This is a genomic window from Caulobacter sp. SRI_008 (genome assembly GCF_057586355.1).
Window position 1 is genome coordinate 25,681 of record NZ_JBYCZS010000011.1, and the last position, 15,538, is coordinate 41,218.

The following is a 15,538-nucleotide window of genomic DNA, read 5'->3' on the forward strand; positions in this document are numbered from 1 at the left end:
CGGCAGCGCCGCCTCACACCTTCTTTATAGGGTGCGCTGCGAAATCGAGCAAGCGGAAAGTTGGACAACGTTGTCGAATTTTCTGCGACATCCGGTAGCAACCCTTTGCACAGCAAGGATCGGAGAACATCGATCTTCAAGCTTGACTATAAAATAGGCATTGCTGCGCTGCACAATTAGTTGCCCAAGAAACGACAACCGCCAGAAACCACCCCAAACCCGGTAGGAATAAGGGTTTGCGGCGTGACACCGGTAACCGCGACATAAGGCGCCGTTTGGGCGGGGTGGATAAACGCAGCGCAGTCGCGTAAAAGCCGCGCGCCTGACGCGCGCAGCGTCTCATCCGATTTTTCTCCGAAAGCCCGCCGTCCTCCCATGTCCATGCGAAATATCGCCATCATCGCGCACGTCGATCATGGCAAGACCACCCTCGTCGACCAGCTGCTGGCCCAGTCTGGCGTGTTCCGCGCCAACGAGGCGACGACCGAACGCGCCATGGACTCCAATGACCAGGAGCGCGAACGCGGCATCACCATCCTGGCCAAGTGCACCAGCGTCCTGTGGAACGGTGAAGCGGGCGAAACCCGCATCAACATCATCGACACCCCCGGACACGCCGACTTCGGCGGCGAGGTCGAACGGATCCTCGGCATGGTGGACGGCTGCGTCCTGCTGATCGACGCCGAAGAAGGCGTCATGCCGCAGACCAAGTTCGTGCTGACCAAGGCGCTGAAGATGGGCCTGAAGCCGATCCTCTGCATCAACAAGGTCGACCGCGCCCACGCCGATCCGGACCGCGTTCACAACGCCGCCTTCGACCTGTTCGCCGCCATCGGCGCCACGGACGAGCAGCTGGACTTCCCGCACATCTACGCCTCGGGCCGCGCCGGCTGGGCCACGCTGGACATGAACGTGCCCAGCGACAACCTCGGCCCGTTGTTCGACCTGATCGTCCGCCACGTGCCGGAACCCAAGCAGATCGCCAAGAAGGACGAGCCGTTCCAGATCCTGAACGTGCTGATCGAAAGCGATCCGTTCCTGGGCCGCCTGCTGACCGGCCGCATCGAGAGCGGCAAGGCCGTCCCCGGCATGGCCATCCACGCCCTCGACCGCAACGGCAAGGAAATCGAGCGCGGCCGCATCACCAAGGTGCTGGCCTTCCGCGGCCTGAAGCGTCAGCCCGTCGATGAAGGCGCGGAAGCGGGCGACATCGTCGCCATCGCCGGCATGTCCAAGGCCACCGTCGCCGACACCCTGTGCGCGATGGAAGTCACCGACGCCCTGCCGGCCCAGCCGATCGATCCGCCGACCATCTCGATGACCGTCTCGGTCAACGACAGCCCGCTGGCCGGTCGCGAAGGCGACAAGGTCCAGTCGCGCGTCATCCGCGACCGTCTGCTGAAGGAAGCCGAGAGCAACGTCGCCATCAAGGTGACCGAGACCAGCGAAGGCGACGCTTATGAAGTGTCGGGTCGCGGCGAACTGCAGCTGGGCGTCCTGATCGAGAACATGCGTCGCGAAGGCTTCGAGGTCTCGATCTCGCGTCCGCGCGTCGTGTTCCAGAACGATCCGGAAACCGGCAAGCGCCTGGAGCCGATGGAAGACGTCATGATCGACGTCGACGACGAGTTCTCGGGCATCGTCATCGAGAAGCTGTCGCTCCGTAAGGCCGAACTGCGCGACATGGGTCCGTCGGGCGCGGGCAAGACCCGCATCCAGCTGACCGCTCCCTCGCGTTCGCTGATCGGTTACCAGGGCGAGTTCCTGACCGACACCCGCGGCTCGGGCGTGCTGAACCGCGTGTTCAGCCACTACGAGGGCTACAAGGGCGCCATCGACCAGCAGCGCAAGGGCGTGCTGATCAGCAACTCGGACGGTGAAACCGCGGCCTACGCGCTGTGGAACCTGGAAGAGCGCGGCACCATGTTCGTCGGCGCCGGCGAGAAGACCTATCTCGGCATGATCATCGGCGAAAACGCTCGTCAGGATGACATGGACGTCAACCCGATGAAGGCCAAGCAGCTGACCAACGTCCGCGCCTCGGGCAAGGACGAGTCGATCCGCCTGACCCCGCCGCGCAAGATGACCCTCGAGCAGGCCATCGCCTACATCGAGGAAGACGAGCTGGTGGAAGTGACCCCGAAGAACATCCGCCTGCGCAAGCAGATCCTGAACCCGTCGTTCCGCAAGAAGCGCGTCAAGGAAGACTAGTCTTCCTGGCCCTTCGGGGACTTGGACATGAAGAGGCCGCCGACCCCAGGGTCGGCGGCCTTTTTGTTTGGCCGAAGACGTCCCCGCGGGCCGCGCGGCAGTCAAGAAAAAGGGCGGCGGACCAAAGTCCGCCGCCCCTGCCAAAACCGAAAGATCCGGCTAGGCCGTTACCAGGAACGCTCGACCGAGAAGAAGCCCTTGCGGCCCTTCAGGTCGTAGCCCCACACCTCGGAATTGCCGACGCGGTAGCTGCTCGAGATCGAGGGCGGCGCCTCGTCGAACACGTTCTGCACGCCGAAGGTCAGGGTCGTCTTGTCGTCGATCTTCTTGCGGAACGAGACGTCGTGATAGGCCATGAACTCGGTGTGGTACTTGCGATAGACGTACTTGTAGTAGACGCCGCCCGAGACGTAGTCGTAGTCCGTGGAGGTCGCGTACTTGCTGGTGCCCACCAGGTCGCCGGCCAGCTCGGCGTCCGAACCCTTGCCGATGAACGAGGTGGTCCAGTTGATGGTCCAGTCGTCGTGGCGGAAGGTCAGGTTCGCGCGACCCGAGAAGTCCGGGCCGTCATAGATATAGGTCGAACCGTTGTAGTCGTCCTCGTCGCTGTCGCCGAACAGCTTGGTCGTGTCCTGCAGCTGCCAGGTGAACTCGCTGTGGAACGACAGCTGGCCCAGGTCGAAGTTGTGACGGTAGTCGACGTTCAGGTCGATCGCCCGGTTCTTCTGCTCGGCCACGTTGACGTAGTTGTTGTGGACGACCAGGGCGCCGGTCGAGTCACGCGACACCAGCGAGCAGAACGAGCTCGTCAGGTTGACGGACTCGTAGCAGCGCTCGGCGATCTTGGCGGCGCCGAACTGGGTGATCTCGTTGTCGATGTCGATTTCCGAGTAGTCGACGGCCACCTGCAGGTTGATGAACTGCGGGGTCCAGATCACGCCGGCGATCTTGGATTCCGAGGTTTCGGCTTTCAGGTTGCCGTTGCCGCCGCCCGTGTAGATCAGGCTGCTGTAGCTGGCGCGGTTCTCGACGATGCCTTGAGCCGCGCAGTTGGCCTGGACGGTGCTGTTGACGCCGCTGGTGCCCCAGTTGATGCAGGGGTCGGCGACCGAGTAGCCGGTCTGGTTGGCCAGGTAGAGCTCGTACAGCGACGGGGCGCGGAACGACGTGCCGTCCGACAGACGCACGCGCCACGACGGGGTGATCTGCCAGTTCAGGCCGATCTTGTAGGTGTCGCTGTCGCCATAGGCGCCGACCTCGGTGTGACGGCCCGACATGGTCAGGTCGACGCGACGCAGGAACGGCAGGTCCTTCACGAGCGGCACTTCGACTTCGATGAAGGCTTCGGTCGTCTGGTCGTGACCGGCGGTGTGGCCGGCCTGGGTCAGACCCCAGTTGTTGCTCTTCAGCGAGGCGACGCCGGGGGTGTCGTCGAAGTCGTCCTTGCGGAAGCTGACGCCGACGGCGGCGCCGACCGTACCGGCCGGCAGGGTGAACAGGTCGCCCGTCGCCGAGGCTTCGGTCATCCACTGCTCATAGACGGTGTGGCCGACGTCGACGCCGAACAGGAACTTCTTTTCGGCCTCAGTGAAGTTGCCCGACAGCACACGCTGGCTGAACCACGGGATGCCGTTGGGCAGGGTGGAGCAGTCGCCGCCGGAGATCGTCACCAGCGCCTGCTGGCACAGGTCGTTGTCGGTCAGCGACGACGACGGCGACGAGGTGGTGGCGGCGATGGCGTCGCTGTTGATCGAGCTGATCGAGTAGGTGCCGTCCGACTTGCCGTACTGGGCGTAGGCGTCCCAGCTCCACGACTTCAGGAAGTCGAGCTTGCCGTCGGCCAGGAAGGCCAGGTCGCCGCGAACACCGCCCAGGGTGTGGTAGTAGTCGACCTTCTGGATCGAGTCATAGGCCACCGAGATGACCGGATAGGCCGTGCCGCCGGCCGTACCGAACGGGTTGTTCGCATTGTCGGTCGCGACGGTCGGGAACAGCTGGCGGGTGCTGTCCTGCTCGGAGTTGCGGCGGTTGTAGAGCACCTCGCCATAGGCTTCGACCCGATCGGAGATGTCGTAGCCGCCCTTGACGTACAGGCTGTAGCGTTCGACCGGGCTGATCACCGTGGCGCGCTTCCAGGCGGCCGAGTCGTAGTTGGTGTAGCGGTAGGTTTCCGGATAGTTGGCGCGGTTGACGCGGGCCAGGTCCGAATAGGCGCTGTTGTTGCCGGCGTAGCTGTAGTCGACGCCGTCGACCTTGTACTGCAGGTAACCCAGCTTGCTCGAATAGATGACGTTGTTGAGCTGGTTATAGCACTTCAGGCCGCCGTTGATCGCGTCGGTGTAGTCGAGGCGGGCGCCGGTGTCCGGATCGTAGTAGTTTTCGCTGGCGCAGCTCAGGTAGTCGCGGTCGCCGCGACGCAGGGCGTTCTGCTTGTAGTAGCTGCCCGTGACGTTGACGTAGCCGCGGCTGAAGGTCTTACCCCACAGCGCTTCAGCCGTGTACTGGTTGCCGCCGCCGCCGCTGCTGAACGGAGCGTTGCCGTACAGCTTGATCTTGCCGCCGTCGAAATCCTTCTTGGTGATGTAGTTCACGACGCCGGCCACGGCGTCCGAGCCGTAGATCGACGAGGCGCCGTCCTTGAGGATTTCCACGCGCTCGATGATGGCGTTCGGGATGGTGTTCAGGTCGGTCGGGCCGACCTGGCCGCGCACGCCCGACGGCGCGATGCGGTGGCCGTCCAGCAGCACCAGGGTGCGGTTGGCGCCCAGGCCGCGCAGCGAAATCGAGTTCACGCCCGGACCGCCGGTGGTGTTGTAGCCGGTCAGTTCGTTCCCGACCTGGAACGAGCCGCTGGCGACGGACGAGCCCTGGATGATGGCCGTGGTGTCGATCAGGCCTTCCAGCGACGATTGCTCGGCTGTGATCACCTGGATCGGCGAGGCGCTGGTGTAGGCGTTCTGCTTCAGGCGCGAGCCGGTGACGACCACCGCCTCGACCTCGTCTTCGGCGGGCGCCGGCGCGGCGGCCTTGGTCTTGTTTTGAGTCTGTGTCTGAGCCCAGGCGCCGACGGGCGCCAGGCCGAGGCCCGCGATCACCGACGAGGCCAACAGCAACTTACGGTCAAGCATTAAAAGTATGCCCCCATGGAGAGTTTGCATGGAAACTTCGCCCCTCGCGAAGCCTCCGCCATGGCAGGTGCTTTAAGATGCCGCGGACGATCGGGAAGCGACAACGCACCCCACGTCTGCGGAATTTCCCCAAAATCCCCGCCAAAGCCGCCGTTCACGGCAATATACAGCCACGAACGAACGAGAGGCGGACACTAGTCCGTCACAGTTCAGCCGCTATCTCTGCAGGGAAAAATATACCTCTTCATAGATATGCTTATCGTGCCGACGGCATCGACATCCGAAATCTATGGAATCCTATAGGTCATCACGGATTGCGGCGGCGACCAACGCACGCAAAGGTCGCGTCGCCACTCGCCGAAAGCGCTCGTCTTTTGGGCGCCGGACCGTCGGCGGGAATCGTCAGCGCGGCGTCACCCGCCAGATGACGTTCCCGACGTCGTCGGCGACCAGCAGCGCGCCCTTGGCGTCGAAGGCCACGCCGACCGGACGGCCCAGGGCCTCGCCCTCGTCGTTGAGGAAGCCGGTCAGCACGTCGCGCGGCGGGCCCGACGGCTTGCCGCCCGCGAAGGGCACGAAGATCACCTTGTAGCCGCTGTGCGGCCGGCGGTTCCACGAGCCGTGCTGGCCGATGAAGGCCCCGCCCCTGAACGGCGCCGGCAGGGCCGAGGCCGCATCGAAGGTCAGGCCCAGCGAGGCGGTGTGCGGCCCCAGCGCGTAGTCGGGAACGATGGCCCGAGCCACCAGGTCCGGCCGCTGCGGCGCGACCCGCTTGTCGACGTGGGCGCCGTAATAGCTGTAGGGCCAGCCATAGAAGCCGCCGTCCTTCACCGAGGTCAGGTAGTCGGGCACCAGATCGCTGCCGATCTCGTCGCGCTCGTTGACCACGGTCCACAGGGCGCCGGTAGAGCCTTCCCAGCCCATGCCGTTGGGATTGCGCAGGCCGCCGGCGAACAGGCGCTTGGCGCCGGTGGCCAGATCGATCTCCCAGATCGCCGCCCGCCCCTCCTCGGCCGCCATGCCGTTCTCGGCGACGTTGCTGTTGGAGCCGACCGTGGCGTAGAGCCGCTTGCCGTCGGGGCTGGCGATCAGGCTCTTGGTCCAGTGGTGATTGCGCGGCCCGGCCGGCAGGTCGGTGACCCGCACGCCCTTGGCCGTGATCGTGGTCTCGCCGCCCTTATAGGGGAAACGCAGCACCGCGTCGGTGTCGGCCACGTAGAAGGCGTCGCCAACGATGGCCATGCCGAACGGCGAGTTCAGTCCCGACAGGAAGGTCGCCCGCAGGTCGGCCACGCCGTCTCCGTCGGTGTCGCGCAGCAGGGTGATGCGGTTGGCGCTCTTGGTCGCCGCCCCCGCCCGCTTCATGACGACCGCCTCGATCTTGGCCTTCAGGCCCTTGCTGTCCTCGGGCTTGGGCGGGGCGTTGGTCTCGGCCACCAGCACGTCGCCGTTAGGCAGGACCTGGATCCAGCGCGGATGGTCCAGCTTGTCGGCGAAGGCCTTGACCGCGAGGCCTTCGGCCGGCTTCGGCGTCGCGCCTTCCGGCCACCCCTTGGCCGGCGCGATGTTCAGCGTCGGCAGCAGGGTCTTCTTCGGAGCCGGCAGCTGGGGATTGGGACCCGTGCCGGCGGCGACGTCGAGCCTGGCCCGCTCGCCGCAGGCCGCCACGCCCAGCAGGGCGAGGGCCGCGGCGGCGGCCAGGCCACGTTTCATGCCAAGGCGCGCCACCCTCAGGCGCGTCGGCGGAAGAAACCCAGCAGCGCCAGCAGCACCACCGCGCCGATCGTCGAGATCACCAGGCTGCCCAGCCATCCAGTCGCCCCCAGACCCACCATGCTCGCCAGGAAGGCGCCGATCAGCGAGCCTACCAGGCCGACCACCAGATTGGTCAGCAGCCCATGATCGCGCTTCATGATCTTCTCGGCCAGCCAGCCGGCGAAGACGCCGATGATGATCGCGCCGATGAAACCCACGCCGTTCATGCCGTCGTTCTCCTGTTCGCCCTTCGGGTGTCAGGAAAATGCGTAGGGTGCGGCAGAGGTTGCCTGCCGCCTGCGGCGCCCCCCCCCTCAGTCGCTCCGCGACAGCTTCCCCATAGGGGGAGCATCTTGGCGCCTCTAGATCCTCCCCCGCTGGGGGAGGTGGCCCGGAGGGCCGGAGGGGGCCGGCACGGCGGAAAGTCTTGGCGCCTCGACCTCGCCAAGCCATGGTCCCCGCCCACACCGCCCGAGCCTCCCATGGTCCATCCCGTCTTCGCCGACCTGCCCGTCACCATCTTCGAGGAGATGAGCGGCCTCGCCCGCGAGTTGGGGGCGATCAATCTGGGCCAGGGCTTTCCGGACGACCAGGGACCGATCGCCCTGCGGCGCAAGGCCGGCGAGGCGCTGATCGAGGGCTCCAACCAGTATCCGCCGATGCGCGGCCTGCCCCAACTGCGCCAGGCGGTGGCTGGCCACTACGCTCGCACCCAGGGCCTTGAGCTCGATCCCGACCGCGAGATCATCGTCACCTCGGGCGCGACCGAGGCCCTGGCGGCGGCCTTCCTGTCCCTGATCTCGCCCGGCGACGAGGTGGTGATGTTTCAGCCGCTCTATGACGCCTATCTGCCGATGGTGCGGCGGGCCGGCGGGGTCCCGCGCCTGGTGCGCCTGACGCCGCCGCACTGGCGGTTCGACCGGGCGATGCTGGAGGCCGTCTTCAGCGACAAGACCAGGCTCGTCGTGCTCAACAGCCCGCTGAACCCGGCCGGCGTCGTGACGCCCGACGAGGACCTGGCCGTGCTCGCCGAGTTCTGCGTGCGCTTCGACGTCACGGCCGTCTGCGACGAGGTCTGGGAGGCCGTGGTCTTCGACGGCCGCGCCCACCGGCCGCTGATGACCTTCCCCGGCATGCGCGAGCGGACGGTGAAGATCGGCTCGGCCGGCAAGATGTTCGGCATGACCGGCTGGAAGGTCGGCTTCCTGTGCGCCGCCCCGCCGCTCGCCAAGGCCCTGGCCGGCGCCCACCAGTTCCTGACCTTCACCACCCCGCCCAACCTGCAGGCCGCCGTCGCCTTCGGGCTGGAGGAACCGGGCGACTGGTTTATGGCCATGCCCGCCGGCCTGCAGCGCTCGCGCGACCGGCTGGCGGCGGGGCTGCGCGAGGCCGGCTTTTCGGTGCTCGACAGCGGCGGGACCTATTTCCTCAATGTCGACCTGACCGCCTCGGGCATCGACGAGCCCGACCGCGCCTTCGCGCTCAGAGCCGTGCGCGAACACGGCGTGGCGGCGATCCCGGTCTCGGCTTTCTACGCGGAAAACCCGGTCACCAACGTCCTGCGCCTGTGCTTCGCCAAGGCCGACGACGTGCTGGACGCGGCCGTGGAGCGGCTGGCGCGGGCGAAGTGAGCTGCCTCTTCGCCCCGCTGGACAACCTCGCATTGGCCTGACCAATATCCCCGCCAATGACGACGCCGGCATTACCAGCGTCGCGAGGACAGGGAGAGGCGGATGCGGCGGATCTTCGGATGGGCCTTGGCGGTCGCGGCCGCGTTCCTGGCGACGTCGGCGGCCTTCGCCGGCCCGACCCTGAACCGCGCCGACCTGCGCGCCGGCCAGGACCTTTCCGGAACCTGGAACTACTCGGTCGACCCCTATCGCGACGGCGTTTCCGGCTTTCATCGCGGCCCGCCCGGCGTCGGCCACCGGCGCTATGACGACAGCGACGTGGACCAGGCGACCCGCGCCGATCCCAAGGCGCTCTACGAATACGACATGCGCCGCTCGCCGACGGCGACCCTGCCCGCCTCGTGGCTGACCCACGCGCCGGAGATGCGCCACTACCAGGGCCTGGTCTGGTACCAGCGGCGGTTCGACAGCGTCGCCCTCAAGCCCGGCCAGCGGGCCTTCCTGCGCTTCGAGGCCGCCAACTACACGGCCAAGGTCTTCCTCAACGGCCAGGCGGTGGGGGAGCACGAGGGCGGCTTCACGCCGTTCTCGTTCGAGGTGACGGGCCTGCTGCGGGCTGGCGAAAACCAGGTGACGGTCGGCGTCGATTCCACCCCCTCGGCCGACGGCGCTCCGCCGCCGGTCACCGACTGGGAGAACTACGGCGGCATCACCCGGCCCGTGCGGCTGGTGATCACCCCGGCCACCTTCGTCGACGAGGCCTGGGTGCGGCTGACCCGCGACGGCAGGACGATCGCCGCCGACGTGAAGCTCGACGGCCCGGCCGCCGCAGGCCAAGCGGTCAGCGTCAGGGTCGCGGGCCTGACCTTGAGCGGCAAGGCCGGCGCCGACGGCGTCGCCAAGCTGTCGGCTCCCGCGCCCAAGACCCTCAAGCGCTGGGCCCCCGGCGCGCCGGCGCTCTACGACGTCCGGGTCGAGGCCGGCGACGACGTGCTGACCGACCGCGTCGGTTTCCGCACCATCGAGGTGCGCGGCGGCGAGATCCTGCTGAACGGCAAGCCGGTGTTCCTGCGCGGCATCTGCCTGCACGAAGAGGAGCTGGGCGAGAACCCGGCCCGCACCATCACCGAGGCCAACGCCCGCGCCCTGCTGGGCGAGGCTCGCGACGGCCTGCACGCCAATTTCGTGCGCCTGGCCCACTATCCGCACTCGGAGGTCACCACCCGCGTCGCCGACGAGATGGGCCTGCTGGTCTGGAGCGAGATCCCGATCTACTGGCTGGTGGCCTTCGACAATCCCCGCACCCTGAAGCTGGCGCGCGACATGCTGGCCGACTCGATCCGCCGCGATCGCAACCGCGCCTCGATCGTGCTGTGGAGCGTGGCCAACGAGACCCCGGTCAGCGACGCCCGCAACGCGTTTTTGGGAACCCTGACCGACGACGTCCGCGCCCTGGACGACACCCGCCTGGTCACCGCCGCCCTGCTGGCCGCCCGCAAGACGGTTGCCAGCCCTGATGGACAGCACGCCGAGCAGTGGATCGACGATCCCCTCGCGGCCAAGCTCGACGTGCTGGCGGTCAACACCTATGCCGGCTGGTACGGCGACGACCCGCTCGACGCGGTCTCGAAGATCACCTGGCGGGCCACCGACAAGCCGATGGTGTTCTCCGAGTTCGGCGCCGACGCCCTCGCCGGGTTCAGCGACCCGGTGCTGATGCGCAAGTTCTCGGAAGACTTCCAGGCCCGCTACTACGTCCAGACCCTGGCCATGGCCGCCAACGCCCCGTCCTTGCGCGGCATGTCGCCCTGGATCCTCAAGGACTTCCGCTCGCCCCGCCGCCAGCACCCGGTCTACCAGCAGGGCTGGAACCGCAAGGGCCTGATCTCGCCCACCGGCCGGCGCAAGGCCGCCTTCAAGGTGCTGGCCGACTACTACGAGACGCTGGCGGGGGACGGGCGCTAGCCCCTACAGCGTCGCCGCCAAGGCCGCCATCTGGTCGGCGGCGATCCCCCAGCCTTCGTGGAAGCCCATCTGCTCGTGGGTCGCCTTGTCTTCCGCGCTCCAGTGGCGGGCCGTGGCGGTGTAACGGGTCTTGCCGTCGCCGAGGTCCTCGAACCGCACGATGCCGACCATGAACGGCTTTTCCGACGGGACCCAGGCGCTGGTGAAGGCGTCGGTGAAGACGATCAGCTCGTTCTCGACCACCTCCAGATAGACGCCGGGATTGGGCATCTCCTCGCCGTTGGGGCCGCTCATGACGAAGTAGCTGTTCCCGCCGCTGCGGACATCCATCTGCGCGTGCGACACGCGCCAGGGCGGCGGGCAGAACCACTTGGGCAGCAGTTCGGGCGTGGTCCAGCACTTGAAGAGCTTGTCGGCCGGGACGTCGATGATCCGGGTCAGGGTCAACTCGTGAGCGGCGGCGGGCGGCGTGAAGGCCATGGCGGGTCTCCGTCTTGCTGGAAGGACTGTTCGGCCCAAGGACGCGGCCGGTCCAGCCGTCCCGACATCGCACGCCGCATTTTTCGATCGCGGTTGACCGGGCCGCGCGCGGCGGTCACTGTGCAGACAATTCAAACAAACGTTTTAGGGAGCGCGTCGTGAGCCTCTTCGACCTTTCCGGCAAGGTGGCGATCATCACCGGATCCTCGCGCGGCATCGGCAAGGCCATCGCCGAGCAGATGGCCCAGCACGGCGCCAAGGTGGTGATCTCGTCGCGCAAGGCCGGCCCCTGCGAGGAGGTCGCCGCCGCTCTCAACGCCCAGCACGGCGAGGGCACGGCCATCGCCGTTCCGGCCAACATCGCCTCGAAAGAGGACCTGCAAAGGCTGGTCGATGAGACCCGCGCCGCCTTCGGCCGCGTCGACATCTGCGTCTGCAACGCCGCCAGCAATCCCTATTACGGCCCCCTGGCCGGCATCGCCGACGACCAGTTCCGCAAGATCCTCGACAACAACATCATCAGCAATCACTGGCTGATCTCGATGGTCGCGCCGGAGATGCGCGAGCGGAAGGACGGGGCGATCATCATCGTCAGCTCGATCGGCGGCCTGCGCGGCAACGCCGTCATCGGGGCCTACAACATCTCGAAAGCCGCCGACTTCCAGCTGGCCCGCAACCTCGCCCACGAGTTCGGCCCCGACAATGTGCGGGTCAACTGCATCGCGCCCGGCCTGATCAAGACCGATTTCGCCAAGGCCCTGTGGGACGATCCCAAGACCCTGGAGCGCTCGACCGCCGGCGTGCCGCTGCGGCGGATCGGCGAGCCCGACGAGATCGCCGGGGCGGCCGTCTACCTGGCCTCGAAGGCGGGAAGTTTCATGACCGGTCAAGCCATGGTGGTGGACGGCGGGGCGACCATCTGAGCCTGGCTCCACCTGCGCGCGATAACGGCGGTCTTTAAGTGCGGCCTAGGGACGCGCCGGCCCGAAATTAACCTCGGGCACGGAAACTTGACGCTAGGACAGAGCGGTTGTTCGAGGACCGCCGCCCCGTGAAGCGCATCCTGCCCCTGCTGCTCGCGCTCGTCGCCCTGGCCGGCGTCGCGCCCGCGCGCGCCGCGACGGCCCCGGCCTCGGAGCAGGCGCGCAAGCTCGAGCAGCTCTATCGCGAGATCGGCGTGCAGCGGGCTGGTCCCGCCCCGCAGGACAACGAGGACGTCGAGCGCGCCGGCCGCCGGGCCCTGCGCCAGCGCGGCGACACCCGCCTCTACGCCCTGTGGCGCGTGCTCTACGCCTACAAGAGCAACCACGTTCAGAAGGCCTTCGACGACTGGGAAGCGACGGTGCGCGCCACCGCCCGGGTCGACGACGATCCCGAGCTGGCGGCGCTGGCCGACCTGATGCAGGCCGCCTACGACCTCGACGCGCGCGGACCGACGGGCATGGACGACGCCCGCTGGGCGCGCTTCCTGGGCGGCTCCGGCCGCGAGATCGGCCTGATGGCCGGCGTTGAGCGCATCCGCACCCTGGCGCGCAGCGGTCGCTGGACCGAGGCCAGCCATTTCGCCGGCCAGCTGTTCGAGGACCTGGGCGAGCGCGGCTCGATCGCCCGGCCGCTGCTGGCCGAGGCCCACCAGGTGCACTCGTACACGCTGTCGGAAATCGGCGACAAGGACGGCGCCCTCGACCACATGGCCGAGGCCGCGCGCCTGGACGAGCGCGACGCCTTCTACATGCGCAAGATCGAGCGGCTGTACGACATCGCCTACACCGCCGCCGAGCTGGGCGAGATCCCGGCGGCCGAGCGCTTCGCCGAGGTGCACCACCGCATGAGCGTGGGGGCCGGCGACCCCGACCTGCTGACCTGGGACCAGAACCTCTGCGCGGTGATCGCCGACGCCCGCGACGACCCCCAAGGCGTGCTGCGCTGCCTGCGCGACGCCGGCGCGGTGCTGGTCGCGCCGCAGGACCGGGTGGCCGTCTCGATGCTGCGCCTGCGGGCCAAGGCCCTGGCCCAGACGGGACGGGCCGAAGCCGCCCGCCGCGACCTGACGCTGCTGGACACCGCTCCCCCCCGCGCCGCCCGCCCCGATCCGGTCGGCCGCATGCTGGTCGAGGCGTTCATCGCCAACGCCGAGGGGCGCGGCAAGGACGCCTTCTCCCTGCTCGACCGCTGGCGCGTGGCCCATTCGCGCGAGACCAACGCCGCCCAGGCCGCCACCGCCTCGCAGATCTCCTCGGCGCTCGAGGCCGAGCTGCAGTCCAAGCGCACCGAGAGCGAGCGCCTGACCGCCGAGGTCGAGCTGACCCGCCGCCTGGCCCAGGCCACCGGCGTGATCGCCGCCCTGATGGCCGCGCTGGTGGTCGGCGGCGTCACCTGGGCGCTCTACATGCGCCGGGCCCAGGCCAATCTGAAGGACGCCCGCGGCCGGGCCGAGGCGGCCAGCGAGGCCAAGTCCTCGTTCCTGGCGGTGATGAGCCACGAGCTGCGCACGCCGCTGAACGGCATGCTGGGCATGGCCCAGGCCTTGCGCGGCGAGACCCTGGGCGCGGGCCAGCGCGAGCAGGTCGACCTGCTGATCGATTCCGGCGAGACCCTGCTGGTGCTGCTCAACGACATTCTCGACCTGTCGAAGATCGAGGCCGGCAAGCTGGAGATCGCCCCCACGGCCGGCGACCTGGCCCAGGCGGTCGGCCGGCTGGTCAACGGCTTCCAGCCGACGGCGCGCGAAAAGGGCCTCAGCCTCACCTTCGACGTGGTCGGCGATCCGCCGCCGTGCCTGATGTTCGACGTCGTGCGGGTGCGCCAGTGCGTGGCCAACCTGGTGTCGAACGCCCTGAAGTTCACCAGCGAGGGCAAGGTCGCCGTGACCCTGTCCTGCGCGCCCGAACCCAACAGCGGCCGCCAGTCGGTGCGGCTGACGGTCAGCGACACCGGCATCGGCATGACGCCCGCGACGCTGAACAAGCTGTTCGGCGCCTTCACCCAGGCCGACGCCTCGACCACCCGCAACTACGGCGGCTCGGGCCTGGGCCTCAACATCACCCGCCGCCTGGCCGAGATGATGGGCGGCTCGGTGACCGTGCGCAGCCGCGAGGGCGAGGGCTCGCTCTTCACCCTGCGCTTCCTGGCCGACGTCGCCGTCGGCGAGGCGGCCGAGGCGCCGGCGGCCGAACCCGCAGCCCTGGAGCTGGACGCCCTGGCCTCGCTGGGCGGACGCCGGGTGCTGGTGGTCGACGACCATCCGGTCAACCGCCGGGTCATCCGCCTGTTCCTGGAGCCGTTCGGCTGCGAACTGGTCGAGGTCGAGAACGGCCAGGAGGCGCTGGACGCCGTCGCCGCCCATCCGTTCGACATCGTGCTGATGGACGTCAACATGCCGGTGATGGACGGGCTGGAAGCCACCCGCCGCCTGCGCGCCGACCCGCGCTGGGTGCGCCTGCCGATCGTCGCCCTGACCGCCGACGTGATGCAGACCCAGATCCGCACCTGCCTGGAGGCCGGCATGGACGCCCACGTCGCCAAGCCGATCGACATGCGCAACCTGCTGTCGGTGCTGGCCCAGGTCGTGGTGGCCGCCCAGGCCCCGGGCGTGACGCGGGCGCGGGCGGCCGAGCGGGTCTAGCGCCCTTCTCCCCTTGCGGGAGAAGGTGGCGGCCGAAGGCCGTCGGATGAGGGGTCTCTCAAAAATCGACGCCCGCACCCAGCCGATCCGTCCGTCGCGGCGGAGAGATCTATCGACCCCTCACCCGACCCGCTTCGCGGGCCACCCTCTCCCGCAAGGGGAGAGGGATTTTCTAGTCGATCTCGAAGGTGTCCGGGCCGGAGGGCTGCGGGGCCGGCTGGGGCTTGGGGGGCGGCGGGGTCACGGCCGCGCGGCCGTCGCTGGCCAGCAGGGCCGAGACGCGCTTGAGCAGGTCGGCGGCGGTGAACGGCTTGACGATGTAGCCGTTGGCCCCGTCGTTGAGCGCCTGCTTGACGGTTTCGATGTCGCCCCGGGCGGTCATCATCATCACCGGGGTGCGCAGGCGGCGCAGGCGGCGGATGACGCGCAGGGCCTCCAGCCCGTTCATCCCCGGCATCTGGATGTCGAGCAGCACCAGGTCCGACTTGGCGTGGCCCAGGGTCTCCAGCCCGACCGCGCCGTTGGGCGCGCCCGAAACGCGATGACCGGCCTGGCTCAGCACCAGGTCGACGAACTCGCGGACCAGCGGATCATCGTCGATCACCAGGATGGAGTGGGGCATCGGCGGGCTTTCGGGGAACGCGTCGGGTACTCGACCAACTATAGCGCGCACGCCCGGCGCCTCGCACCCCCGCGCGCCGATTTCCGGCGGGGCGCGCTCTATTGTCGCGCTCGGCGACGCG

The 15,538-nt window shown here is 68.2% G+C and carries 10 protein-coding genes; 5 read left to right on the forward strand and 5 right to left on the reverse strand.

The features are described from left to right. Positions 1-375: 375 nt before the first annotated feature. A complete protein-coding gene (gene typA, locus AC2YHT_RS11455; RefSeq protein ID WP_487289824.1) occupies positions 376-2,211 on the forward strand; it encodes a translational GTPase TypA in 1,836 nt (611 codons plus the stop codon). Positions 2,212-2,378: 167 nt separating this feature from the next. Here the strand turns inward: typA and AC2YHT_RS11460 are convergent, their stop codons facing one another. The 3 genes from AC2YHT_RS11460 to AC2YHT_RS11470 form a co-directional block, all read right to left on the reverse strand. Beyond that, the gene (locus tag AC2YHT_RS11460) at positions 2,379-5,339 is read right to left on the reverse strand and encodes a TonB-dependent receptor plug domain-containing protein (RefSeq protein WP_487289825.1); all 2,961 of its coding nucleotides are present in this window, start codon (positions 5,337-5,339) and stop codon (positions 2,379-2,381) included. 402 nt (positions 5,340-5,741) lie between these two features. Continuing rightward, complete coding sequence (locus tag AC2YHT_RS11465; protein WP_487289827.1) at positions 5,742-7,052, reverse strand: PQQ-dependent sugar dehydrogenase; 1,311 nt, start codon at positions 7,050-7,052, stop codon at positions 5,742-5,744. A 17-nt stretch (positions 7,053-7,069) separates the two neighbouring features. Further along, positions 7,070-7,321: a GlsB/YeaQ/YmgE family stress response membrane protein gene (locus tag AC2YHT_RS11470; protein WP_487289828.1), complete on the reverse strand. Its 252-nt coding sequence runs from the start codon at positions 7,319-7,321 to the stop codon at positions 7,070-7,072. Between the two features lie 255 nt (positions 7,322-7,576). On the opposite strand from AC2YHT_RS11470, the gene AC2YHT_RS11475 reads away from it, so the two are divergent. Together AC2YHT_RS11475 and AC2YHT_RS11480 are read left to right on the forward strand one after the other, a co-directional pair. Then, positions 7,577-8,725, forward strand: a complete 1,149-nt coding sequence (locus tag AC2YHT_RS11475; protein ID WP_487289830.1) for an aminotransferase — start codon at positions 7,577-7,579, stop codon at positions 8,723-8,725. 102 nt (positions 8,726-8,827) lie between these two features. Next, positions 8,828-10,690, forward strand: coding sequence for a glycoside hydrolase family 2 protein (locus AC2YHT_RS11480; protein WP_487289832.1), 1,863 nt, complete (start codon positions 8,828-8,830; stop codon positions 10,688-10,690). Between the two features lie 3 nt (positions 10,691-10,693). Here AC2YHT_RS11480 and AC2YHT_RS11485 read toward each other — a convergent pair whose 3' ends face one another. Continuing rightward, complete coding sequence (locus tag AC2YHT_RS11485; RefSeq protein ID WP_487289834.1) at positions 10,694-11,170, reverse strand: SRPBCC family protein; 477 nt, start codon at positions 11,168-11,170, stop codon at positions 10,694-10,696. Positions 11,171-11,328: 158 nt separating this feature from the next. Here AC2YHT_RS11485 and AC2YHT_RS11490 point away from each other — a divergent pair, with 158 nt between their 5' ends. After that, positions 11,329-12,093 carry an SDR family oxidoreductase gene (locus tag AC2YHT_RS11490; RefSeq protein WP_487289835.1) on the forward strand — a complete coding sequence of 255 codons (765 nt, stop codon included), beginning with the start codon at positions 11,329-11,331 and terminating at the stop codon, positions 12,091-12,093. 128 nt (positions 12,094-12,221) lie between these two features. Further along, positions 12,222-14,795, forward strand: coding sequence for a hybrid sensor histidine kinase/response regulator (locus AC2YHT_RS11495; RefSeq protein ID WP_487289837.1), 2,574 nt, complete (start codon positions 12,222-12,224; stop codon positions 14,793-14,795). Positions 14,796-14,967: 172 nt separating this feature from the next. Here the strand turns inward: AC2YHT_RS11495 and AC2YHT_RS11500 are convergent, their stop codons facing one another. Then, positions 14,968-15,417: a response regulator transcription factor gene (locus AC2YHT_RS11500; RefSeq protein ID WP_487289838.1), complete on the reverse strand. Its 450-nt coding sequence runs from the start codon at positions 15,415-15,417 to the stop codon at positions 14,968-14,970. Positions 15,418-15,538 lie beyond the last annotated feature (121 nt).